The organism is Thermohalobaculum xanthum (genome assembly GCF_016623495.1).
In the GTDB taxonomy this organism is placed as follows: domain Bacteria; phylum Pseudomonadota; class Alphaproteobacteria; order Rhodobacterales; family Rhodobacteraceae; genus Thermohalobaculum; species Thermohalobaculum xanthum.
The window spans coordinates 1-23,024 of record NZ_JAEHHL010000005.1 but is presented as its reverse complement, the minus strand read 5'-3'; the positions used below and the strand labels follow the sequence as shown (position 1 = coordinate 23,024).

The 23,024-nt window shown below is 67.9% G+C and carries 24 protein-coding genes; 9 read left to right on the top strand and 15 right to left on the bottom strand.

The annotated features are described in order from the left end of the window. Positions 1 to 26 precede the first annotated feature (26 nt). The 3 genes from lpdA (at position 27) to H0I76_RS09150 (ending at position 2,105) form a co-directional block, all read left to right on the top strand. Complete coding sequence (lpdA, locus tag H0I76_RS09160) at positions 27 to 1,418, top strand: dihydrolipoyl dehydrogenase (RefSeq protein WP_200609568.1); 1,392 nt, start codon at positions 27 to 29, stop codon at positions 1,416 to 1,418. Between the two features lie 152 nt (positions 1,419 to 1,570). Then, positions 1,571 to 1,741 (top strand): hypothetical protein, encoded by a 171-nt coding sequence (locus H0I76_RS09155; RefSeq protein WP_200609567.1) that lies wholly within the window; start codon positions 1,571 to 1,573, stop codon positions 1,739 to 1,741. 175 nt (positions 1,742 to 1,916) lie between these two features. Further along, positions 1,917 to 2,105, top strand: coding sequence for a hypothetical protein (locus H0I76_RS09150; protein ID WP_200609566.1), 189 nt, complete (start codon positions 1,917 to 1,919; stop codon positions 2,103 to 2,105). Between the two features lie 130 nt (positions 2,106 to 2,235). On the opposite strand, the gene ftsH is transcribed toward H0I76_RS09150, so the two are convergent. The 9 genes from ftsH to ybgC form a co-directional block, all read right to left on the bottom strand. Beyond that, a complete protein-coding gene (gene ftsH, locus H0I76_RS09145) occupies positions 2,236 to 4,158 on the bottom strand; it encodes an ATP-dependent zinc metalloprotease FtsH (RefSeq protein ID WP_200609565.1) in 1,923 nt (640 codons plus the stop codon). A 102-nt stretch (positions 4,159 to 4,260) separates the two neighbouring features. Then, positions 4,261 to 5,634: a tRNA lysidine(34) synthetase TilS gene (gene tilS, locus H0I76_RS09140; protein WP_200609559.1), complete on the bottom strand. Its 1,374-nt coding sequence runs from the start codon at positions 5,632 to 5,634 to the stop codon at positions 4,261 to 4,263. A gap of 1 nt (position 5,635) precedes the next feature. Beyond that, the gene (gene ybgF, locus H0I76_RS09135) at positions 5,636 to 6,520 is read right to left on the bottom strand and encodes a tol-pal system protein YbgF (RefSeq protein ID WP_200609549.1); all 885 of its coding nucleotides are present in this window, start codon (positions 6,518 to 6,520) and stop codon (positions 5,636 to 5,638) included. Positions 6,521 to 6,588: 68 nt separating this feature from the next. Continuing rightward, positions 6,589 to 7,086 (bottom strand): peptidoglycan-associated lipoprotein Pal, encoded by a 498-nt coding sequence (gene pal / locus H0I76_RS09130; protein ID WP_200609547.1) that lies wholly within the window; start codon positions 7,084 to 7,086, stop codon positions 6,589 to 6,591. Positions 7,087 to 7,204: 118 nt separating this feature from the next. Then, positions 7,205 to 8,578 (bottom strand): Tol-Pal system beta propeller repeat protein TolB, encoded by a 1,374-nt coding sequence (tolB, locus tag H0I76_RS09125; RefSeq protein ID WP_407704262.1) that lies wholly within the window; start codon positions 8,576 to 8,578, stop codon positions 7,205 to 7,207. Further along, positions 8,575 to 9,678, bottom strand: a complete 1,104-nt coding sequence (locus H0I76_RS09120) for a hypothetical protein (RefSeq protein ID WP_200609545.1) — start codon at positions 9,676 to 9,678, stop codon at positions 8,575 to 8,577. Before H0I76_RS09120 ends, tolB begins: the two co-directional genes overlap by 4 nt. Positions 9,679 to 9,771: 93 nt before the next feature. Then, positions 9,772 to 10,224 (bottom strand): protein TolR, encoded by a 453-nt coding sequence (gene tolR / locus H0I76_RS09115; RefSeq protein ID WP_200609543.1) that lies wholly within the window; start codon positions 10,222 to 10,224, stop codon positions 9,772 to 9,774. A 1-nt stretch (position 10,225) separates the two neighbouring features. Continuing rightward, complete coding sequence (gene tolQ, locus H0I76_RS09110) at positions 10,226 to 10,996, bottom strand: protein TolQ (protein ID WP_200609541.1); 771 nt, start codon at positions 10,994 to 10,996, stop codon at positions 10,226 to 10,228. A 219-nt stretch (positions 10,997 to 11,215) separates the two neighbouring features. Next, complete coding sequence (gene ybgC / locus H0I76_RS09105; protein ID WP_200609539.1) at positions 11,216 to 11,614, bottom strand: tol-pal system-associated acyl-CoA thioesterase; 399 nt, start codon at positions 11,612 to 11,614, stop codon at positions 11,216 to 11,218. A gap of 91 nt (positions 11,615 to 11,705) precedes the next feature. On the opposite strand from ybgC, the gene H0I76_RS09100 reads away from it, so the two are divergent. After that, complete coding sequence (locus tag H0I76_RS09100; RefSeq protein WP_200609537.1) at positions 11,706 to 12,128, top strand: cysteine rich repeat-containing protein; 423 nt, start codon at positions 11,706 to 11,708, stop codon at positions 12,126 to 12,128. A 7-nt stretch (positions 12,129 to 12,135) separates the two neighbouring features. On the opposite strand, the gene H0I76_RS09095 is transcribed toward H0I76_RS09100, so the two are convergent. The 4 genes from H0I76_RS09095 to ruvC are packed head-to-tail and all read right to left on the bottom strand — an operon-like array spanning position 12,136 to position 15,055. Continuing rightward, a complete protein-coding gene (locus tag H0I76_RS09095; protein ID WP_200609535.1) occupies positions 12,136 to 12,810 on the bottom strand; it encodes a hypothetical protein in 675 nt (224 codons plus the stop codon). Then, positions 12,803 to 13,849: a Holliday junction branch migration DNA helicase RuvB gene (gene ruvB, locus H0I76_RS09090; RefSeq protein ID WP_200609533.1), complete on the bottom strand. Its 1,047-nt coding sequence runs from the start codon at positions 13,847 to 13,849 to the stop codon at positions 12,803 to 12,805. The genes H0I76_RS09095 and ruvB overlap by 8 nt, the downstream gene beginning before the upstream one ends. 10 nt (positions 13,850 to 13,859) lie before the next feature. Continuing rightward, positions 13,860 to 14,555 carry a Holliday junction branch migration protein RuvA gene (ruvA, locus tag H0I76_RS09085; RefSeq protein ID WP_200609531.1) on the bottom strand — a complete coding sequence of 232 codons (696 nt, stop codon included), beginning with the start codon at positions 14,553 to 14,555 and terminating at the stop codon, positions 13,860 to 13,862. Next, positions 14,552 to 15,055 (bottom strand): crossover junction endodeoxyribonuclease RuvC, encoded by a 504-nt coding sequence (gene ruvC, locus H0I76_RS09080; protein ID WP_200609529.1) that lies wholly within the window; start codon positions 15,053 to 15,055, stop codon positions 14,552 to 14,554. The genes ruvA and ruvC overlap by 4 nt, the downstream gene beginning before the upstream one ends. Before the next feature lie 243 nt (positions 15,056 to 15,298). Between ruvC and H0I76_RS09075 the strand changes: the two genes are divergently transcribed. Then, positions 15,299 to 15,517: a DUF1127 domain-containing protein gene (locus H0I76_RS09075; RefSeq protein ID WP_200609527.1), complete on the top strand. Its 219-nt coding sequence runs from the start codon at positions 15,299 to 15,301 to the stop codon at positions 15,515 to 15,517. Between the two features lie 90 nt (positions 15,518 to 15,607). Here H0I76_RS09075 and H0I76_RS09070 read toward each other — a convergent pair whose 3' ends face one another. Then, a complete protein-coding gene (locus tag H0I76_RS09070; RefSeq protein ID WP_200609526.1) occupies positions 15,608 to 16,483 on the bottom strand; it encodes a 50S ribosomal protein L11 methyltransferase in 876 nt (291 codons plus the stop codon). Positions 16,484 to 16,603: 120 nt separating this feature from the next. Next, the gene (gene msrA / locus H0I76_RS09065) at positions 16,604 to 17,257 is read right to left on the bottom strand and encodes a peptide-methionine (S)-S-oxide reductase MsrA (RefSeq protein WP_200609524.1); all 654 of its coding nucleotides are present in this window, start codon (positions 17,255 to 17,257) and stop codon (positions 16,604 to 16,606) included. A 194-nt stretch (positions 17,258 to 17,451) separates the two neighbouring features. On the opposite strand from msrA, the gene H0I76_RS09060 reads away from it, so the two are divergent. The 4 genes from H0I76_RS09060 (at position 17,452) to H0I76_RS09045 (ending at position 22,965) form a co-directional block, all read left to right on the top strand. After that, entirely contained in the window at positions 17,452 to 19,836 is a 2,385-nt protein-coding gene (locus H0I76_RS09060) for an ATP-dependent helicase (protein WP_200609522.1), read from the top strand. Positions 19,837 to 19,950: 114 nt separating this feature from the next. After that, entirely contained in the window at positions 19,951 to 21,336 is a 1,386-nt protein-coding gene (locus H0I76_RS09055; protein ID WP_325166427.1) for a TrkH family potassium uptake protein, read from the top strand. 67 nt (positions 21,337 to 21,403) lie between these two features. Next, entirely contained in the window at positions 21,404 to 22,177 is a 774-nt protein-coding gene (locus H0I76_RS09050; RefSeq protein ID WP_200609518.1) for a sterol desaturase family protein, read from the top strand. Between the two features lie 14 nt (positions 22,178 to 22,191). Further along, the gene (locus tag H0I76_RS09045; RefSeq protein ID WP_200609516.1) at positions 22,192 to 22,965 is read left to right on the top strand and encodes a class I SAM-dependent DNA methyltransferase; all 774 of its coding nucleotides are present in this window, start codon (positions 22,192 to 22,194) and stop codon (positions 22,963 to 22,965) included. The last annotated feature ends 59 nt before the right edge of the window (positions 22,966 to 23,024 follow it).

The window sequence follows — 23,024 nt, the reverse complement described above, 5'->3', positions numbered from 1 at the left end:
CCCGAAACCGTCCCAGGGAGGCCCAGATGTCCAAAAGCTTCGATGTCGTCGTGATCGGCGCCGGACCAGGCGGCTATGTCGCCGCAATTCGCGCCGCACAGCTCGGTCTGAAGACTGCGATTGTCGAACGCGAACATCTTGGCGGCATCTGCCTCAACTGGGGCTGCATCCCGACGAAGGCGTTGCTCCGGTCGGCCGAGGTATTTCACCTGATGCATCGCGCAAAGGATTTCGGGCTCAAGGCGGACGGCATCGGGTTCGATCTCGACGCAGTGATCAAACGCTCGCGCGGTGTCGCGAAGCAGCTCAACTCCGGGGTCGGCCACCTGCTCAAGAAGAACAAGGTCGAGACGATCATGGGCGAGGCCACGATCCCCGCCAAAGGCAAGGTTTCGGTCAAGACCGACAAGGGCACTGAAATACTCGCCGCGAAATCGATCATCGTCGCGACCGGGGCGCGAGCGCGCGAACTGCCGGGCCTCGAGGCCGACGGCGACCTCGTCTGGACCTACAAGCACGCGCTGGTGCCGCCACGCATGCCCAAGAAGCTGCTCGTCATCGGGTCGGGGGCGATCGGGATCGAGTTCGCGAGCTTCTTCAACACGCTGGGCGCCGAGACCACCGTGGTCGAGGTGATGGATCGCATCCTGCCGGTCGAGGATGCCGAGATCTCGACCTTCGCCAAGAAGCAGTTCGAGAAGCAGGGCATGAAGATCATGGAGAAGGCCATGGTCAAGCAGCTCGACCGGGCCAAGGGCAAGGTGACGGCGCATATCGAGAAGGGCGGAAAGGTCGAGAAGCTCGACTTCGACACGGTGATCTCGGCGGTCGGCATCGTCGGGAACACCGAGGGGCTCGGCCTCGAGGCGCTGGGCGTCAAGATCGATCGCACCCATGTGGTGACGGACGAGTACTGCCGCACCGGCGTCGATGGCATCTTCGCCATCGGCGACATCGCCGGCGCGCCCTGGCTGGCGCACAAGGCGAGCCACGAGGGCGTGATGGTCGCCGAGCTGATTGCCGGCCGCCACGTCCATCCCGTCAAGCCCGCCTCGATCGCGGGCTGCACCTACTGCCATCCCCAGGTGGCCTCGGTCGGACTGACCGAAGCCAAGGCCAAGGAGGAAGGCTACGCGGTGAAGGTCGGCCGCTTCCCGTTCATCGGCAACGGCAAGGCGATCGCGCTGGGCGAGCCGGAAGGCATGGTGAAGACGATCTTCGACGCCAAGACCGGCGAGTTGCTGGGGGCGCATATGGTCGGCGCGGAAGTCACCGAGCTGATCCAGGGATACGTCGTGGGCCGTCAGCTCGAGACGACCGAGGAGGACCTGATGCACACGGTCTTCCCGCACCCGACCCTTTCCGAGATGATGCACGAGAGCGTGCTCGACGCATATGGGCGAGCGATCCATTTCTGAGCATGGGCAGGGAACCAACGCGGCCGTGCCGCGTTGACGAATGCGCCGATCTCGGGATCGGCAGCCCCCACATCCAGTCAGGGCCCGGTGTCATCCGGGCCCTTGGCCTGTTGGCCGCACAGCCGGGCCTTGGGCCCTTCGGGAGAGAGTTAATGACGCGCGTGACCCTTGCCTTGTTCCTGGCCTGTATGCTTCTTCCAGGCTGTGTCGCGATCCTCGCCGGCACCGCGGGCGGACTGATCGTCGATGAAGGCATGGTCGAGAACGACGGAACCTTCGATCCGCTGGAGAACACCGAGATCGGGCGCCAGATCTACCATTGAGACGTGGCCCGGCGCGCCCCGACGACGTTGGCAAGCGATCCGCCATGGACCGGCTCGCCGAACCTTCATCATTGCTTATAATGGAAAATTTCGGAACTCCGGCCACAGGTCTCGCGTTTCTCCCCTAGCCGCGGCGCAACTTCATGCGCTGCACAAGCAGGAACGGAGAGACCCTATGAACGGATCGAACCGCCCCGGCCTGGCACCGATTGCGGCCCTTCTCGGATGCATGCTTCTGGGCGCCTGTGCCGCCGTCGCCGCCGGCACGGCCGGTGGCCTGATCGTCGACGAGGGCATCAACGAGAACGATGGCACCTTCGACCCCGGCGAGAACACCGAAGCCGGCCGCAAGATCTACGACTGAGCAGACGGCGCATCCCGATCGCGGGATTTCGGCAGGCTCGATCATCCGAGATGCAGCCCGAGATGCAGGAGGCCCGCCGCGGTCAGCGGCGGGCCTCGCAATTCAAGACATCGCAACCGGCAGGTGACGATCAGTTCGGCTGAGGCTCCATACCGCCGTCGCCGAGCCCGCCGCCCCGCTTGGGCTTGCCGGCCTTGGGCACGGCCGTGCGACCACCATCGCCGGGCGCCGCCGGGGGCAGCCCGGAATCGTCCGACCGGTCGAGCTTCTCGCCCGCGATCACCTTGCGGATCTCGTCACCGGTAAGGGTCTCGTATTCGAGCAGACCCTCGGCCAGACGAACGAACTCGTCGTGCTTCTCGGTCAGGATCCGCTTGGCGGTCTCGTAACCCTCGTCGATCAGAGACTTCACCTCTTCCTCGATCGCGCGCTGGGTGTCGGTCGAGATCGACACCTGCCCGCCATAGACACCGAGGAAGCTGTCCCGCTGGTCCGCGTAATCGACGTTGCCCAGCTTCTCGGACATGCCGAACTGGGTCACCATGGCGCGCGCGATCTTCGAGACCTGCTGGATATCCGACGTTGCACCCGAGGTGACGTTGTCGGGGCCGAAGGTGAGCTCCTCGGCGACCTTGCCGCCCATCGCCATCGCGATCTTGGACTTGTACTTGCGATAACTGATCGAGAGGTGATCGCGCTCGGGCAGGCTCAGAACCAGGCCCAGGGCGCGGCCGCGGGGAATGATCGTCGCCTTGTGGATCGGATCGTGGTCGGGGACGTTCATGCCGACGATGGCATGTCCCGCCTCGTGATAGGCGGTCAGCTTCTTCTCGTCCTCGGTCATGATGAGCGAGCGGCGCTCGGCACCCATCATCACCTTGTCCTTGGCGCGCTCGAAATCCTCCATGGTCACGAGGCGCTTGTCGGCGCGCGCCGCCGTCAGCGCGGCCTCGTTCACGAGGTTCGCGAGATCCGCGCCCGAGAAGCCTGGGGTGCCGCGCGCAATCACCTTGAGGTCGACGTTCGGCGCCAGCGGAACCTTGCGGGCGTGGACCGCGAGGATCTTCTCGCGCCCGCCCACATCCGGGTTCGGCACCGTCACCTGCCGGTCGAAGCGTCCGGGACGAAGCAGGGCGGGGTCGAGGACATCCGGACGGTTGGTGGCCGCGATCAGGATCACGCCCTCGTTCGCCTCGAAGCCGTCCATCTCGACCAGGAGCTGGTTCAGCGTCTGCTCGCGCTCGTCGTTGCCGCCGCCATAGCCGACGCCACGGTGGCGTCCGACGGCGTCGATCTCGTCGATGAAGACGATGCAGGGCGCGTTCTTCTTGGCCTGTTCGAACATGTCGCGCACGCGGCTGGCGCCGACGCCCACGAACATCTCGACGAAGTCCGAGCCCGAGATGGTGAAGAACGGCACGCCGGCCTCGCCCGCGATGGCGCGCGCGAGCAGCGTCTTACCGGTGCCCGGAGGGCCAACCAGCAGCGCGCCCTTCGGGATCTTGCCGCCGAGGCGCGAATACTTCTGCGGGTCGCGCAGGAACTCGACGATCTCCTCGAGCTCCTCCTTCGCCTCGTCGATGCCCGCGACATCGTCGAAGGTGACCTTGCCCGTGCGTTCGGTCAGCAGCTTGGCGCGGCTCTTGCCGAAGCCCATGGCGCCACGCCCGCCGCCCTGCATGCGGTTGAGGAAGAAGATCCAGATACCGAAGATGATCAGCATCGGCAGCCAGAAGCCAAGCGTGGACAAAAGTCCCCCCCGCTCCTGCGGCTCGACCCGAACATCGACGCCGGCGGCGCGCAGCGCCTCCATCAGCGTCCCGTCATTCGGCTGGATGGTCTGGAAGCGCTCGCCATTGCTTGCGCGACCACTCACCGTTTCGCCGTCGATCACGACGCTCGAGATGTCGCCCTGCTCGACGCGATCGAGGAACTGCGTGTAGGACATCGAGGCGCCACCGCCTGCCGGGGACCCGTCCTGGAACACGCTGAAAAGCGTGACGAGAAGGAGGATCAGGATCGCCCAGAAGGCGAGGTTCTTGGCATTTCCCACAGAAGAGAGCTCCCGCAAGTTGGTCCACTGCAGCCGCGACTGCGGCACGATGCCATTAACATAGGGCGCGTGGGCGCAAGGTTAAGGCCATGAAACCCTCACTTAGCGCCTGTCTTGCGTGAAGGGCAACCGCTCGCGAACCAGATTGCGCGCGAGCACCGCGAAACCGGGCGTTTCGGCCAGCGGCATGTCGCCACGCGGCTGGGGAACGCCCACCAGGTTGCCCCGGTGACGGATCGCCGGAAGGGTCAGCCGCACGACATGGGCCATGTCGTCCCATCCAGCGGGGCGCAGCGCCGGCGGCAGGTCACGCACGCCCGCAGAGCCCAGCGCCCCCAGCGTGACATCCGCCCCATCGAAGGGGTCGACCTGCCAGCGCGCGTCCCATGTCGCGCCGCGAGGCCCGATTGCGACCTCGGGAGCGACCGCTGCAGGCTCGCGGCAGAGCAAAACCCTGCCACGGCGCGCGGGGCGCGCAATCACCCCGCCCAGCGTGGCGCCCCGTGGCCGCGCAAGGCTGAGCCCGGCGATCAGCGCCGCCAGCGCCGCGCCGCGCGGCGCATAGTCGGCGCCGGTGATTGCCATGATGCACGCAGCGATCATGCGGCCAGCGATCTCGGGATCTGCGGCGGCGAGGCGGGCACGGTCGACCAGAAGCGCGCCACCAGGGCCGAGTTCGAGCGCATCTGCCGCGAGATCCGCCGTCACGCCGTCGAGCACGCGACGCTGAGCGCGCAGCCTCGACGCGCTCGCGGCAATCATCTCGGGGTGGATTCCGGCCTCTTCAAGCACGGTGAGCGCGCGCCGCACGCGGACCCGTTGGTGAGCGACATCCTCGTTCGTGGGATCCTCGATCCAGGCGACGCCGCGCGCCTCGAGCCAGCGCCGCAGATCGGCGCGCCGCAAGGACAGCGCCGGGCGCAGCCAGGACAGGCCCAGGCGCTGCGTCGCCTCGGCCATCGCCGAAAGCCCATCCGCGCCCGAACCGCGACCGAGCCGCATCAGGACCGTCTCGGCCTGGTCATCGAGCGTGTGGCCAAGAAGCACCGCCGCGAGTCCCTCGGCGCGCGCCCAGTCGGCAAGCAGCCGGTGGCGCGCGTCGCGCGCACGGGCATTGACGTTGCCGGGCGGAAGGGACGCGACCTTCAGCGTCGCGTGAGAAAGCCCCATCCCTTGCGCAAGCCGCGCTACCTGCAGCGCTTCCGCAGCAGCCTCGGGTCGCAATCCGTGATCGATGGTAGCAACGGAAAGGCCTCGCCCGCGCGCGGCCGCCCAATCGTGCGCAGCCACCAGCAGCGCCATGGAATCACCGCCGCCCGAAACCGCGACACCCAAGCGCCCGCTCGGTGCGAGCCGGTCGAGCGCCGCGGCGATCGCCTCGCCCGCATCCGACAGGACACGAGCGGCCGCGTCGTCCGCGGCATGGCCTACGGAGTCCCCGCGCGCACTCCCCTGTGCGCGGGGGCGCCTTGGCATCTTAGCTGCAGCCGAGCCGCTGCGCCTCGGCCTGGGCCTCGCCGACCGCGCGGCTGTCGCTTGAGAACTGGTTGCTCACCTCGTTGAGCGTCAGGCAGGCCTCGCGGACCTGCCCAAGGCGTCCCAGCGTGACGCCCAGTTTCACGAGGTTGCGCGCCGCCAGCGGGCCCTGGCGGTCGACTTCGTAGCCGCCCAGATAGCTGCGTGCAGCCTCCTGGAACGCGCCACGGACGAACTGGCTTTCACCCATCCAGAACTGAGCCTCGCTCTCGAGCGGGCTTCTGGGATAATCGTTGAGGAAGCGGCGCAGCCTGTCCTCGGCCTGGTCGAAGCGTCCCTGCTGGACATCACGGATTGCCCGGTCGAGGTCGCTGCGCTCGGACACCGATACCTCGGGACCGGTCGTGGCGAGCTGCGTGCCCGGGTCGCTGGTCCCGACGGTCGCAGGCGCGCCGCCAACGGGCGGCGTCTGACCCAGGGCCGAGATATCGCCACCTTCAAGCTCGGTCAGGCGGAACTCGATGTCACCAAAGCGGCGCGTCGAATCATTCGAGACCTGGTCGATGCGGAAGCGGAGTTCCTCGACCTGGCCCGTGAGGCGGCTGATCTCGGCCTCGAGCCTCTGGATCCGCACGAGCGCGTCGCCACTTGCCGGCACGGTACCGCCGCCACTCGATACGCCTGCGCCCCCGATCTGCGCCTTGAGCTGCTGCACCTCGGCGTCGATCACGCTCAGGCGGTAGCGCAGATCGTCGGCAGAAGGCTGAGCGGCCGACCAGGACTGCGCCACCGCCACCCCGCCGAGAGACGTCGTCAGTATCAAGGCGGCAAGCGCGGAGAACCTCACGGCGCTGCGTGCGGGCCGGGCGGAGTTCGTCGGACGCATTCTGTCGTCTCCCTTTCGATACGTTCGGGCGGAGGCCATCACCCCCGCCCGAACCTGCCGGATCCGGCTCAGCTGGTGGGCGCACCCACGACGACGCTGACCGCACGGCGGTTCTGCGCCCAGCAGCTCTCGTCCGAGCACAGCGCAACCGGCCGCTCCTTGCCATAGCTCACGGTGCGAAGACGGTCCGCCTGCACGCCCTGCGAGATCAGGAATGCGCGGGCCGCGTTGGCACGGCGGGCGCCGAGCGCAAGGTTGTAGTCACGCGTGCCGCGCTCGTCGGTGTGACCCTCGATGGTCGCCGTGGCGGCCGGGTTGTTCCGGAACCACTGGGCCTGCTGCGCCAGCGTCGCCTGTGCCTGGGAATCGATCTCGGAGCTGTCGAACGCGAAGAATACCCGGTCACCCACGACCTGGTTGAAATAGGCGATCGTGCTGGGGTCAGGCTGACCCGCGACGCCGGCACCGCCCGCGCCTGCACCGGCCGAGGCATCGACCGCATCATCGCCCGCACAGGCCGCGAGCAGGGCCACAAGGCCGAGGGCCGCGACTGCTTTGATCTTCATCTGGCTTATCTCCTTTTCGAAGCCGGATTTGCGCCGTGGCAACCACGCCCCGGCGCGCACTATCGCCCGCACCCCGACGCCCCGCAACCCGGGCGCGACGTGGCGCGGAAGAATTCCCCTATCGCCTGAGTGGCGACCACGCGGGATCTGACGCCGCGTTCGGCGTCGGGACGACGCGAAGGTTTCGCCCCGTGATGTCGATCGACATCATCTGGGCGCTACCGGACTGGCCAGGGCTCTCGCGGAAGAACATCAGCACCCGGCCGTTCGGCGACCAGGTCGGCCCCTCATCGAGGAAGCTCGACGTGAGCAACCGCTCGTCCGAACCATCGGTGCGCATCACGCCGATATGGAACCGGCCGCCGAGGATCTTGGTGAAGGCGATAAGATCGCCCCGCGGCGACCAGACCGGGGTGCCGTAGCTGCCGCGGCCGAAGCTGATCCGGCGCGGCTCGCCGCCCGCGTTCGACATGATGTAGAGTTGCTGGCTCCCGCCGCGGTCGGACTCGAACACGATCTGCGTCCCGTCGGGCGAGAACGAGGGCCCGGTGTCGATGCCCGGATGCGACGTCAACCTGCGCATCTGGCGGCCCGCCAGGGTCATCGCGTAGATGTCCGTGTTGCCGTCCTGCGCCAGCGAGAGCACGACCTGCGACCCGTCAGGCGAGAACCGCGGGGCAAAGGTCATGCCGGGGAAGTTCCCCAACCGCTCGCGCTGACCGCCGTCGAGGCTCATCAGGTAGACCTGCGGCTCGCCCGTGTCATATGAGATGTAAAGGATGGCGCGGTCCGAGGGCGCAAAGCGCGGCGTCAGGACCAGCCCCTCTGCCGGCAGGTAGCGCAGGTTGGCGCCGTCCTGGTCCATGATGGCAATCCGCTTGCGGCGGTCGCCCTTGGGGCCCGTCTCGTCGACGAAGACGACGCGGCTGTCGAAATACGGCCCCTCGCCCGTCAGGCGCGAATAGATGCCGTCCGCGACCTTGTGCGCGACGCGGCGCCAGTCCTCGGGCGCCGACAGAAGCTGCAGCCCCTCGACCTGCTCTTCGCCCTGGGTGTCGAAGACCCTGAACTGCACGCGCAGCCGCCCGTCTTCGGCCCGCGCCAGGAGCCCCGTCACCAGGGCATCGGCATTGATCACGCGCCAGTCGGCGAAGGCCGGCATGCTGTCGAACGGAACCGCGCGGCTGACATGCGCCTCGCGCGGAACGATCCTGAAGAGGCCCGAGCGCTCGAGGTCGTCCGAGATCACCTGCACGATGTCGGCCGCGACCGACGTGAGCGAAGGATCCGCGCTCTGGAACGGCTGGATCGCGATCGGCATCGGCTCGAACTCGGCTCCCGCCACGGTGATCTCGAGCGGCGTCCCCTGCGCTCGCGCAAGGGGCGCCGTGATCAGCACGCTGAGCGCGAGCACCGCACCGAGCGCGAACAGGCGCCGGATGTGCGTCAGGGAGAAGGGCCGCCACGAGGCGGGCGATACCAACGAGATCATGAGGAAAACCCGATTTCTTCCGGTGTGAAGGTCACGTGGATGAGGCGCCAGACCTCGTACTTGTCGGCCGGGAGCTTCCCGAACTCGCCCGCGTTCATGGCACGCAGGAGCGCACGCCGGCCCGCCTGGTAAAGCGCGCTCTGGGTCGCGTCGTCGCCGCCCTGGGCACGCAGAAGCTCGGGCCCCGACGTGATGCGGCCAGTGGCGTCGAGCCCGATCGCCAGCGTCACGCGAAGGCTGCGATCGGCGCGATTGCCGTTGTAGGTGAAGTACTTGCGCAGCGCGAGCGACAGCGCGTCCTTCTCCCCCTGGCTGAAGGTCGCGGCAAAGCGCGAATTCGAGCCGCCCGAGGGCTTGGGGTCGGTCGCCGCCGGCTTCTCGGCAGTCTTCTCCGCAGGTTTCGCCTCGGCCGGCTTCGGCTTCTCGGCCACCTTCTCGGCGGGCGCCTCGGCGGGGCCCGTGGCGGGCGCCGCGCGCGCGACGTCCGCCGGACGCGCGACCGGAAGGCGCGCCTCGCGCGGCGCGGGCGCAAGCGGCGCGTCGGGCTGCGAGGCCTCGGCCACGGCGGTCGGGTCGGGCTTGTCCTCGGGCTTCTCCTCGGCCGCGTCGGGCGAGGGCTCGGGCGTCACCGGACGCGGCGCCACGGGTGCGGGCGTCAGGATCTTCGACGGCACCGAGGCGAGGGCCGACACGGGCTCGGTCGACGGCTTGCTCTCGGGCTCGCGAGCCTGCGGAATTGGCAGCGAGTCCGGGATGGGAATATCCGCGATCGTCATGCGCGGCGCCTCGGACGGCACCACCCGCACGCGGGGCGGCGGCGTGATCTCGGGCCGCTCGGCCGCGCCTTCCGGAACATCGGTCTTGCTCGCCAGCGTTGGCGTCTCGGGCGGGGTGATCGCCAGGTCCTGCTTGTCGGCCTCGACCTCGGCGGCTCGGTCGGCCTCCGGCTGGTTCAGGTCGTTCGGCTTGTCGTCCGGTCGATTGGGCTCGGTCGAGAGCATGGCATCGAACTGCGCCACGTCGATCACCTCGACATCCGCCATCACCAGAGTGACGGGATCGCGCGACGGGAACAAATTGGCCCCGAACACGATGAGCATGAGCGCTCCCGCGTGCAGTGTCCCCGAAATGATCGTCCCGGTTCGCATCTTTTCCACCGTGGCGGCACCCGAGAGGGGCCTGCCAACACTCCCTTACCGATCGCCGCGGTCGGCTTGATCCGTCACGAGGGCCACCCGCGCGAAACCGCCGGCCGACAACGCACCCATCACCTGCATCACCCGGCCGTAGTCGAGCGACCGGTCGGCGCGCAGGTAGATCTTGTCCGACGTCCGCTCGGCCTGGATCGCCGCCAGGCGCACGATCAGCTCCTCGGGCAAAACCTCGGTCTTCTGGATGTAAACGCGCCCCTCGCCGTCAAGGTTCACTGTCAGCGGCGGCTCGTTCTCGGAGGGCAGGCTCTGCGCCTGCGTCTTGGGCAGGTCGAGTGGCACCCCGACAGTGAGCAGCGGCGCCGCCACCATGAAGATGATGAGCAGAACCAGCATCACGTCGACGAAGGGCGTGACGTTGATCTCGGACATCGGCGCCGTGCGTGCGCGGCCCCTGCGGCTCACGCGTCCCGACTTCTGAACTGCTGCACCCATCTCAGGCCTCCCCGCCGCTCTGCCGGTCGAGCTGCCGGCCCAGGATGGTCGAGAACTCGTCCGCGAAGTTCTCGAGCCCGCCGGTCAGCCGGTCGGCGTCCGCCTGAAGACGGTTGTAGGCCACCACCGCCGGGATCGCCGCCAGCAGGCCAAGCGCGGTCGCGAACAACGCCTCGGCAATGCCGGGCGCCACGACGGCGAGGTTTGTCGACTGCTGCATCGCGATCGATTCGAAGCTGTGCTTGATGCCCCAGACCGTGCCGAAAAGCCCGACGAAAGGCGAGACCGAACCGACGGTCGCAAGGAACGGCAGGCGTTTCGTGATTTCCTCGGACTCGCGCGCGATTGCGACATCCATCGCCCGCTCGACCCGCTGCTGCGTGCCGGGCATCATCCCGCCGACCTTGCGGACCGACCGGTTCCACTCCGTCATTCCGGCAACGAAGACGCGCTCGATCGGCGAGCGCGCGCGCTGACCGATGCGGTCGAACAGCTCCTCGAGCGGCTGGCCGGACCAGAAGTCGCCCTCGAACTGCGCCACCATCCGGCGCAGCCGGCCGAACTGGATGGTCTTGTCGAAGATGATTGCCCACGACCAGAACGACACGAGCACGAGGAGGATCATCACCACCTGCACGACGACGGTCGCGCGCAGGAAGAGGCTCCACGCCGAGAAATCGACTTCCCCCGCCGCCGGAAGACCCAACGGCGCCTCTGTGGCCGCCGACTGCACCAGGCCAATGGCCGCAGTGCTGAGGCCAAGTACATCCATGATTTTCTCTGCCCTGCTCTCGATCCGCGCGCGCGCGGCTGCCTTGTTTGCGGTCGACCCCCGCCTCCGTGGCGGTGGCCTTGCCATCTCTTTTTTGTCTCACGCATTTATGCGCGAATCTGGCCGAAATTTCGAGGGATTTAGGGGGCGACCCACCATATTGGCAAGAGCACGCATGCAATGCGTCCCAACCTTGAACGGTTACGCGTTCCCCGGCCTTCAGCCGTGCGGTGCGAGCGCCTCTCGAACCACCCCCGGCAAACGTCTCGGGCGCCCATCGGTTCCCATGCATGCGATCACAACCCGCGCGCGGAAGAGAATCACGCCGTCGCGCGCCACCTCCTGCGCCATGGTCACGGTGGCGCCGGTCATCGCCTCGACCCGCGTCGCGACCGCAAGCATGTCGTCGAACTTCGCTGGCGCGAGATAGTCCGCCTCGATCCGGCGCACCACGAAAACGGCGCCATCCTCGGCCTTGAGGCGCCCCTGATCGACGCCGGCTGCACGCAATGCCTCGGTCCGGCCACGCTCGATGAAACGCAGGTAATTCGCGTAATAGACGACACCGGCAAGGTCGGTGTCCTCGTAGTAGACGCGGACGGTCATGCTGTGGGGCATCGCAACGGGCCTCCTCGGGGTCGGCCGGCATCTTGCGGGCGCGCGCCCGACTTGTCATCCTCCGCCAACGAAACGGACGGGGGAGGAGAGAATGGCGGGGTATGGCCGTATCGCGGGCGCGGCGACGCTGGTTCTGGTGGCGGCATTGTCGGCCCGGGCCGACGACAGCGCCGGCGACAGCATCGTCGAGGTGCTCAACAGCTGCAGCACCGACATTACCACCCATTGCGCCGGGGTCGCACCCGGCGGGGGGCGGCTCCTTGGTTGCCTCGCGCAGAACGAGGCGGCGCTCAGCCCGCGCTGCGGCTCCGCGCTTGCCATCGCGCCGCGGCCGCTCGAGGCGCTCTCGAACAGCTTCGCCATTGTCGAGCGCGCCTGCGGCGACGAGATCGCCCTCGCCTGCGGGGCGGTCGAGCCGGGTGACGGCCGCGTCATGGCCTGCGTCGACGAGAAGGCGGCTGGCATGACGCCAGGCTGCCGCGAGGCTCTACAGGGGCTCGGCATCGCGCGGTGAGGCGTGCTCAACTCGCGCCGCTGCCCTCCGCCTGCTCGATCAGCATAACCCGCGCCGCGAGACGCAGCGCAAGCGCCGCGTCGGCCGAGGCGGCGGGCACGGCGGCGTCATAGGCCGCGCGCATCAGCGCCTGGAACCAGGGCTTGACCACGCAGCGCCCGGTGTCCTGGATGAGCGCGATCGGGCTCTCGGCCGCGAAGGCGCGGTCGGACCAGAGCAGGAGCCCCATCAGGCACTGGCTCACCGCAAGCGTCTGCGCCGAGACCTGCTGAAGATCGTCGTCATAGCGGATCAGCGTGATGCAGATCCGGATTGCACCGGTCCCGTCGAAGCCGAAGATGCGATACTGGTTCGCGCCCGCGCCGCTCAGCGTCGGGACGAGACGGTCGAGATCGGGGATGAGCTTGGCGAGGTTCGGCACCTCGGTCAGTTCGTCCCAGTCGCGGCAGAAGAAGACAAGGAAGTTCGCGCCAAGCTCGGGGTCGAGTTCGGCGGTCGCGAGCCCGGTCAAGCCGGCGAGCGAGGCGAGTGCCTCCTCGACAATGCGGATGCCCTCGTCGTTCGTGCCGTAGACCATGGGGGCGAGCGGCCTGCCCCACCGGGCAAAGCGGAACGAGCCGTCCGAGCGGGTGAAAAGCGCCTCGATCCGGCCGGCACTGTCCGGCGGCGTGGCCTCAGCCATCTGCATCCCCGAACAGCCCCGCCTGCTCGGCTGACTTGGGCGGCGTCAGGCCAAGATGCCGCCAGGCGCCGCGGGTGAGCATGCGCCCGCGCGGGGTCCGCGCGACAAGGCCCGCCTGCATCAGGAAGGGTTCGATCACCTCCTCGATCGCGTCGCGCGCCTCGGAAAGGGCGGCCGCCATGGTCTCGACCCCGACGGGCCCGCCCCCGTAGTGCTCGGCAATCGTGCCGAGGTAGCGCCGATCGGCGCCGTCCAGCCCCAGGTGATCGACGCCGAGGCGCTCGAGAGCGCGGTCCGCAAGCGCCCGTGTGAGCCGGCCCTCGGTCTCGACCAGCGCAAAATCGGCCACGCGGCGCAGCAGGCGCCCGGCAATCCGCGGCGTTCCGCGGGCGCGCCGCGCGATCTCGGTGACGCCGTCGGCCTCGGCGGTCAGGCCCATCATGCGTGCGGCACGGCCGACGATCAGCGCAAGCTCGTCATGCGTGTAGAACTCGAGCCGGGTCGGAATGCCGAACCGGTCGCGCAGCGGTGTCGTCAGCAGCCCGAGACGCGTCGTCGCACCGATCAGCGTGAAGGGTGCAAGGTCGATGCGCACGGTTCGGGCGGCAGGCCCCTCGCCGATGACAAGGTCGAGTTCGAAATCCTCCATCGCGGGGTACAGAATTTCCTCGACCACGGGGCTGAGGCGGTGGATCTCGTCGATGAACAGCACGTCGCGCGGCTCGAGATTGGTCAGCACCGCCGCAAGATCCCCGGCCTTGGCGATCACGGGGCCCGAGGTCATGCGGAAATTCACGCCCAGCTCGCGCGCCACGATCTGCGCCAGCGTGGTCTTGCCGAGGCCCGGCGGCCCGTAGAGCAGCAGGTGATCCATCGCCTGCCCGCGCCGGCGCGCCGCCTCGATGAAGACACGCAAGTTGGCGCGCGCTTCGGCCTGGCCGGTGAAGTCGTCGAGCGATTGGGGCCGCAGTGCTCGCGCCTCGGCCTCGGCATCGTCGGGCTGCGGATCGGCGCGCAGGATCGGATCGGGGTTCGCCATCGCGCCGAGCCTATGCGGTAGGAGCAAGGCGCTTCAAGGCCGCCTTGATCAGGTGCGCGGCACCGGCGCCGCTTTCTTCCGATGCCTCTGCAACCGCACGGGCGGCCTCGCCCCGTTCGTAGCCAAGGTTAACCAGTGCGGAAAGCGCATCGGCCACGGCATTGGCGTCGGCCGCGACCTCGACCGGCGCCGGGCCGACGGCATGCGCGCCGCCCGGATCATCAGCCATGGCCGCCGACGGAGGCGCCGATGCCCCCGACACCGGGCCAGCCACGGCGCGCTGGCCTGCACCCAGCGCCATCACGGCGGGCGCCTTGTCCTTGAGCTCGTTCACGACGCGGGCCGCCAGCTTCGGCCCGACCCCCGGCGCGCGGCGGATCGCGCCCGCATCGCCAAGCGCCAATGCACGGCTCACCCCGTCGGGACCGAGGGTACCCAGGATCGCGAGCGACACTTTTGCGCCCACCCCCTGAACGGACGTGAGCAGCCGATGCCACTCGCGCTCGACCACCGACCGGAAGCCGTAGAGCTGCATCAGGTCCTCGCGCACCACCAGTTCTGTATAGAGTGCAGCCACTTCGCCGGGCGCGGGCAGGCTCGCCAGGGTGTTGGGCGCACAGAAGATGATGTATCCCACGCCCGCTGCCTCGATCAGGGCGTGATCCTCGGCGACGTAATCAACCCTTCCCGTGATCTTGCCGATCATGCCCGCCGCTCCAGCGCAGCGCCGAGCCGGGCGCCCGCCCCGGCGCTCCATGCGTGGCAGATGGCGATCGCGAGCGCGTCCGCGGCATCCGCGCTCCCGAAATGCACGCCCGGCAAGAGCATCCGCACCATGTGCTGGATCTGCGCCTTTTCGGCATGGCCGACCCCGACGACCGCCTTCTTGACGGCGTTCGGCGCGTATTCCGCAACGGGGATGCCACGCTGAGCGGGCACCAGCAGCGAGATGGCCCGCGCCTGGCCAAGCTTGAGCGTTCCCGCCGCGTCCTTGTTGACGAAGGTATGCTCGACGGCCGCACAGTCCGGCGCAAAGGTCTCGATCACGCGCTCGATCTCGCGATGCAGCCGCGCGAGCCGAAGCGCGAGATCGCCCTCGCCGGACTCGCAACAGCCATTTGCGACATGGGCCAGCTTGCTGCCGGTCACATCCACGACGCCCCAGCCCGTGCGCCTGAGCCCCGGATCGAAGCCAATCACCCGCATTCTTTTTCCCCCGCCGCGGCAATTCGGCAACGACTAGCACGAAACGGGAACGCCCGCCAGCACGGAGATGCCGGAAAGCGACTTTTGCGGCCGCGAAGAAGTCGCTTTTGTGCGCCGCACAAGATCCGGCAAAACCGCAACTCAGCCATGCGTTTATGGCAATTGTTCAAGTTCGTCGGAAGCCCTATCTGCGGTCGACCAACGGGCAAGGCCCAGTGCAGTTTCTTTCGAGGAGGCGCCGCCATGGCGATCACCACAAACAACCAGACCACGCTGCCCCTCGGCGCGATCACCCTGTACCGCGCCGTGTCGGTGGCGTCCGACATCATCTCCCGCGCTCAGGCGTGGCGCGATGCACGCCGTACCGCGCGGATCCTGAACGGGCTCAGCTCGCGTCAGCTCGAGGACATCGGCCTCACCCGCGCCGATATCGAGACGCTGATCAGCAAGGGCCGCGTCTGACGGCATCGTCGACCCGGATCGGTCAATCAAGAAATGCGTAGGCCGCCCACCGGGCGGCCTTTTCGCATTCCGGGCCGGGCAACTCGGCGATCAACCGCCGCGGCGCATCAAGAGCGTCGACCACGCGTCCAGCCTGACCCTCTTCTCGGGCGTGAAGCCGTGACCGCGGAACACCGCCTCGACGCCCGGCACCTGCGCATGCAGAAGCCCCGAGAGCACCGCGCGCCCGCCGGGGACCAGGTGCCGTGCGATCTGCGGCGCGAGCCGCTTCAGGGGCGCTGCCAGGATGTTCGCGAAGACCAGGTCGTAGGGCGCACGAGACGGCGCGAGCGTCCCGCGAAACCCTGCCGCCGTGCCCGTCCTGACCCAAGGGTGGAGATGGTTCGCGACGGCGTTCGCCCGCGCCGTCGCACTGGCCACGGGATCGATATCGGCGCAGATGACCGGAACGCGCCATACCCGCGCGGCCGCCATGCCCAGAACGCCGGTGCCGCAACCGATATCCGCCACGCGCCGCGCCTTGAGCCCGTGGCGGAGCAGATGGTCCAGCATGACAAGGCAGCCCTGCGTCGTGCCGTGATGCCCGGTGCCGAAGGCCATCGCGGCCTCGATCATCAATCCCGGCCGGTTGGGCGGGATGCTGGCCGCGTCATGCGGCCCGTAGACGATGAAGCGTCCAGCCTCGATCGGGTGAAGCTCGCGCCGAACCTGCGCGACCCAGTCACGATCCTCGACACGGCTGACGGAGAAATCGCGCGCGCCGTGGACGGTCGCGAGAACCGTAAGCGCTGCCGTATCAGGGCGTTCCAGGAAGTAGCCGCCGACCTCCCAGCGACCCGAGCCGTCCTCGATCTCGAAGACGCCGATGCCTGTCGGCGCGGGGTCGAGCAGCTCCTCCATCGCCGCGCCAAGCGCCGTGGCCGAAGGCTCGCCGTCGGTGGTGGTCAATGCCGTCCAGGTTGGCATGTGGCGCAATCCCCTTCTCCGATCTTGCGGGCCCGGGCATACGCGCAATCGCGAGCCGAGAGAAGGGGCATCAGTGCCTGTTGGCGACCGCGTCGGAGACGATCGGACCGTCGCGAGAGATCAGACGCCGGTGCCGACCGGGCAGCTCACGCCTACGCCGCCCACGCCGCAGTAGCCGCCGGGATTCTTGGCAAGGTATTGTTGGTGGTAGTCCTCGGCATAATAGAACTCGTCGGCCGGAAGGATCTCGGTCGTGATCGCACCGAAGCCCGCAGCCGCAAGCTGCTCCTGGTAGACGGCCATCGAGGCCTCGGCCGCAGCGGCCTGCTCGGCCGAGTAGGTGTAGATGCCCGAGCGGTACTGGGTGCCGACATCGTTGCCCTGCCGCATGCCCTGCGTCGGATCGTGCCCCTCCCAGAACACTCGGAGAAGATCGTCATAGCGCACCAGCGTGGGATCGAAGACCACGCGCACGACCTCGTTGTGCCCGGTCTGGCCGCTGCAGACCTCGCGGTAGGTGGCGTTCGGCGTCTGGCCGGCTGAATAGCCCACCATCGTCACCCAGACACCGGGGATCTTCCAGAACATGCGTTCGACCCCCCAGAAGCACCCCATCCCGAACATCGCCATCTCGGTGCCCTCGGGATAAGGGCCCATGAGCGGGCGGCCGTTGATGAAATGGTTCGCGGCCGTGGCGATGGGCTCCGCGCGGCCTGCGAGGGCCTTCCCGGCTTCCGGCATCAGCGTCTTCTTTGCTCCGAAAATCCCGAACATCGGTGCGCTCCATCGTATCTGGTATCGCTCAACTATGGCTCGCGGGGGACACGCGGCAAGACCTGCAACGGACTCGTGATCGTTGCGCGCGCCTGCCCGGGGCGCCGAGGCGGCTGCAAACTCGGCGGCCAATTTGCGAACATGTCGCGAACAGGCACTTTCCCATCTGCGTGCCCAACGCTATCCTCCGCCGCATGACAAATGCCCATCCGAGCGAGATCGACGACTTCGACGCATGGGAGAGCCGACCGCTTTCCGAGCGCGCGCGCCCTCAGCCGCCATACCTTCCGGGATTGAACGAAGCACAGCGCGAAGCCGTCGAACTGCTTGACGGCCCGGTGCTGGTGCTCGCCGGCGCCGGCACAGGGAAGACGCGGGTGCTGACCACGCGGCTCGCGCACCTGATCAACCAGCAGCGCGCGTTTCCCAGCCAGATCCTCGCTGTGACCTTCACAAACAAGGCCGCGCGCGAGATGAAGGAGCGGGTGGCTCAGCTTCTGGGCAACGCGGTCGAAGGGATGCCCTGGCTGGGAACGTTCCACTCGATCTGCGTCAAGATCCTGCGCCGCCACGCCGAACTCGTCGAGCTCAAGCCCAATTTCACGATCCTCGACAGCGACGACCAGTTGCGCCTGATCCGCCAGTTGCTCGATGCCGAGGGCGTCGACGACAAGCGCTGGCCCGCACGGATGTTCGCGGCACAGCTCGACCGATGGAAGAACCGCGCCCAGGGCCCCGGGCAAGTGCCCGCCGACGAGACCGGCTTTGGCGAGGGCCGCGGGGTCGAGTTCTACCGCATGTACCAAGAACGTCTGCGGACGCTGAACGCGGTCGACTTCGGCGACCTGCTGCTGCATGTCGTCACGATCTTTCAGCACCATCCCGACGTGCTGGCCGACTACCAGCGGCGCTTTCGCTACATCCTTGTCGACGAGTACCAGGACACGAACGTTGCGCAGTACCTCTGGCTGAGACTGCTCGCGGCGCAGCACCGCAACATCTGCTGCGTGGGCGATGATGACCAGTCGATCTACGGCTGGCGGGGCGCCGAGGTCGGGAACATCCTGCGCTTCGAGCGCGATTTCCCGAGCGCGCAGGTCATCCGGCTCGAACAGAACTACCGCTCGACGCCGCATATTCTCGCCGCGGCCTCCGGGGTGATCGCCGCGAACCGCGAGCGCCTTGGAAAGACGCTCTGGACCGATGCCGACGCGGGCGAGCGGGTGCGGCTGATCGGGCATTGGGATGGCGAGGAGGAGGCCCGCTGGATCGGCGAGGAGATCGAGGCGTTGGCCCGTGGCACCCGGGGTCACGACGCGCTCAGCCTCGACGAGATCGCGATCCTGGTGCGGGCTTCGTTCCAGATGCGCGCTTTCGAGGACCGCTTTCTTGCCATTGGCCTGCCCTATCGCGTCATCGGCGGCCCCCGCTTCTACGAGCGCATGGAGATCCGCGATGCGATGGCCTATTTCCGCATCGTGGTCAGCCCCGACGACGGCCTCGCCTTCGAGCGGATCGTCAACACGCCCAAGCGCGGGCTCGGCGACAAGGCGATCCAGCGTCTCAACCAACTGGCGCGCGAGCGAGGGACAAACCTGCTTGAAGCGGCACGCATCGCCGCAGGCGGCGGCGAGGGCATCACCCGCAAGGGCGCGTCGGCGCTTGGCCAACTCGTCGGTCAGATCGACCGATGGGCCGAGATGCTGCGCGGCACCGAGGTGAGCCATGTCGAGCTTGCCGAGATCATTCTCGACGAGTCGGGCTACACCGCGATGTGGCAGGCCGACCGCAGCGCCGAGGCGCCCGGGCGCCTCGAGAACCTCAAGGAACTGGTTCAGGCGCTCGAGGAGTTCGAGAACCTCCAGGGCTTCCTCGAGCATGTCAGCCTGGTGATGGACAACGAGCGCGACGATGCCGGCGCGAAGGTCTCGATCATGACCCTGCACGGCGCCAAGGGGCTCGAGTTCCCGGCGGTGTTCCTTCCGGGCTGGGAGGACGGCCTCTTTCCCTCGCAGCGCTCGATGGACGAGAACGGCGTGAAGGGCCTAGAGGAGGAGCGCCGCCTCGCCTATGTGGGCCTGACGCGGGCTCGGCGGCATCTGACGATCAGCTTCGCCGCCAACCGGCACATCTACGGGCGCTGGCAGTCCTCGCTGCCCTCGCGTTTCATCGATGAGCTGCCCCCCGAGACGGTCGAGGTGCTGACGCCCCCGGGCCTCTATGGCGGCGGCTACGGCGCAGCGGCGGCACAGGAAATGACCGGCTCGACGCTTGAGCGCGCCGCGGCCGAAGCCTCGACCTACAACTCGCCCGGCTGGAAGCGCATGGCCGAGCGCAGGGCGTCCGCCGGCGCGGGCCAGGGCCGGGGGGCGCATTCACCCGTCGTGAACGCCACCGCATCCGCCCGCTTCGAGACCGGCACCCGCGTGTTTCACCAGAAGTTCGGCTACGGCAGGATCACGGGCATCGAGGGCGACAAGCTGTCCATCGCCTTCGAGAAGGCGGGCGAGAAGAAAGTCGTTGCCTCCTACGTCACACCGGCGGAAAACCAAGGTGGCAGCGAGGATATCCCGTTCTGATCCGCGGGCACGCCGCCAACTGGCCGGCCCGCGTGAAGGTTTCCTGCACAGATGCACGACTTCCAACCTGTAGGGCGGCTGATCGGGCAACTCAGTGCGTTGCTTGGGGCCAGTATGATGGTGCCCGCCGGGCTCGACTGGTGGGACAACAACCCGAACTGGCACGGCGTCCTTCTGGCGGGCTTCCTCGCCATTGCATGCGGCGTATCGATCTCGACTGCCACGCGCGGAAGCGATCTGCATGGCCTCACGCGGCGGCAGGCCTTCATGTTGACCGTCCTCGTCTGGGCCGTGCTGCCGGTGTTCGGCGCCCTTCCCTTCGTGTTCGGTGCCCCCCGGGTGTCGTTTACCGACGGCTATTTCGAGGCGATGTCCGCACTCACGACGACCGGGGCGACCGTCTTCACCGGCCTGGCCGACGCGCCACGCGGGATGTTGCTGTGGCGCGGCATGATGCAGTGGTTCGGTGGTGTCGGCATCGTCGTGGTGGCAATCGTGTTCATGCCCGCACTGCGGATCGGCGGGATGCAGTTCTTCCGGTCGGAAAGCTTCGACCTCTCGGGCGACATCGTGCCGCGCGCGACCGAGATCGCCGGGTCGCTTGCCTGGATCTATGTGGGCCTCACCGCGGCCTGCGGGCTGGGCTACTCGCTCACGGGCATGTCCGGCTTCGACGCGCTGGTGCATTCGATGACCACGCTCTCGACCGGGGGGATGGGAAACTACGACACCGGTTTCGAGCATTTCTCGGAAGGGGCGCATTACGTCGGCGTCCTGTTCATGATCCTCGCGGCGGTGCCGTTCATCCGCTTCATCCAGATCATGCGTGGCGCCCCGATGGCTCTGTGGCGCGACTCCCAGGCGCGTGCCTTCGTCGCGATCCTCGGCGTGGGCATCGGCGTCGTCACTGCCTGGCTCGTGTGGCATGGCCATCATCTGCCGCGCGACGCATTGCGCGAGGCGTCGTTCAACCTGACTTCCGTGATGACCGGCACGGGTTACGCCTCGGACGCGTATGACCGCTGGGGCGGGTTCGCCGTCACGATCTTCTTCGTCTGGGCACTGATCGGCGGATGCTCGGGATCGACCACCTGCTCGGGCAAGGTGTTCCGCTACCAGATCCTCTATGCGGCGCTCGTCGTGCAGATCAAGCGCATCCACAGCCCCAACGGCGTGTTCCCGCTGCACTACCAGGGCCGCCCGGTCGAGCCGGAGGTTGTCTCCTCGATCATGGGCTTCTTCTTCGTCTTCGTCGTATGCCTCTCGATCTGGTCGATCCTGCTCTCGCTCATGGGCTACGACACGCTCACGGCGATCTCCGGCTCGGTCGCGACGCTCGGCAACGTCGGGCCGGGCCTCGGCCCCGTGATCGGGCCTTCGGGCAACTTCGCTCCGCTCGGCGAGGCCACGAAATGGCTGCTCAGCTTCGGCATGCTGCTTGGTCGCCTCGAATTCCTCAGCGTGCTGGTGCTCTTCACACCACTTTTCTGGCGCAAGTGATTGACCCGGGCGGCCCGAGAGCATTGACTGGCGCCATGCCGCTTGCAGCCTCCGGGATGATCGACCGATGACCGAGACGCTCCTCGCCGAGTTCGCCGCAACATGGGCGCTTGTCTTCGCGGCAAGCGTGGCGGTGTTCCTGTCGCTCGGCTTGACACTCGAGGCGATCAACCGGCGTCACCCCGAGCGCAAGATCCAGCAGCGGGAAGCAAGCTCGGATCGGATCAGCGACATGCTGGCCTCGATCCGTCAGCTCGTCGTGACCTGCACCTGCATTGCGCTCGGCATCACGCTTCAGCGCGCGGGCTGGGGCGTGGGGCCGCTCGAGCCGACGTGGTGGTCCGTGCCGCTGATGGCGGGCCTGGGCATCGTCCTGCTCGACGCCTGGTTCTACGCGGTGCACCGCCTGCTCCACACCCGGCCGCTCTACCGTTTTCACAAACCGCATCATCTCAACGTGACGCCGACGGTCTGGAGCAACGACTCGGGACATGCGGTCGACACGGCGATGACCCACAGCTTCTACGTGCTGCTGCCGCTCCTGCTCCCGGTGCCTCTCTTGTCGATCGTCCTTGTGCGCCTCTTCGACCAGATCACGGCGATCATCGGGCATTCGGGCTACGAGCACTTCGCGGGTGCGACCATGCGCTGGCCATGGCTCGGCATCTGCACGGTCTATCACGACCAGCATCATTCGGCCTTCCGCTACAACTACGCCAATTTCTTCTCGCTCTGGGATCGCGTCTTCGGAACCATCCATCCGGACTACGACACCGAGGTCACGAAGTGGGAGGGGCGCTTCGACGCGACCGAGGCGGCGCGGCGCAGCCCCGCCAAGTGACCCGGGCATCCCGATTGGAAAAGGAAAGCGCAGAGCGCCCCGAAGCGATCGGCGATGCGCTCTACGATGATCCGGCGCTCGCTGCCTTCTACGATCTTGAAAACGGGTGGGCCGAAGACACGCGCTGCTGCCTGCGCCTCGCGCAGGATGCGGCACGCGTGCTCGACCTCGGATGTGGCACCGGTCTTCTGGCCGCGGCGATCGCCGAGCGTGGAGGCGAGGTGGTGGGCGTGGACCGCGCCGGCGCGATGCTCGATCTTGCCCGAGCCCGGCACGGCGGCGGCCGCGTCGAGTGGATCGCGGGCGACGCGCGCGACCTCCGACTTGGGCGCCGATTCGATCTCGTCGTGATGACCGGCCATGCCTTCCAGGTATTCCTGACGGAGGCCGACATGCGCGCCGCCTGTCGCACGATCGCGGCGCATCTCGCGCCGGGTGGCCGCTTCGTCTTCGACACGCGCAACCCCGGCGCCGCCGAATGGCAGGAATGGGTGCCGTCGCTGTCGCGGCGCACCCTGCGCCACCCGGCACTTGGCGAATTCGATGCGTGGAACGATGTCGACGGGCCGTCGGCAGAGGGGATCGTGACCTACACCACCGTGTACCGAAGCCACGTCACGGGCCACGAGCTGAGCGCGCATTCGCGCATCCGCTTTTCCCGGCGCGAGACTGTCGCTGCCTGCATCGGGGATGCGGGCCTTTCCGTCGACGCGTGGTGGGGCGACTGGAGCGGCACGCCCTGGACGCCGGCCGCGCCCGAGATCATTCCTCTCGGCGGCCGGGCATGACGCCCGCGCGCACCACTGGCGCGGAGCAGGTCGCAGGGGACATTCATTTCTGGGAGGGA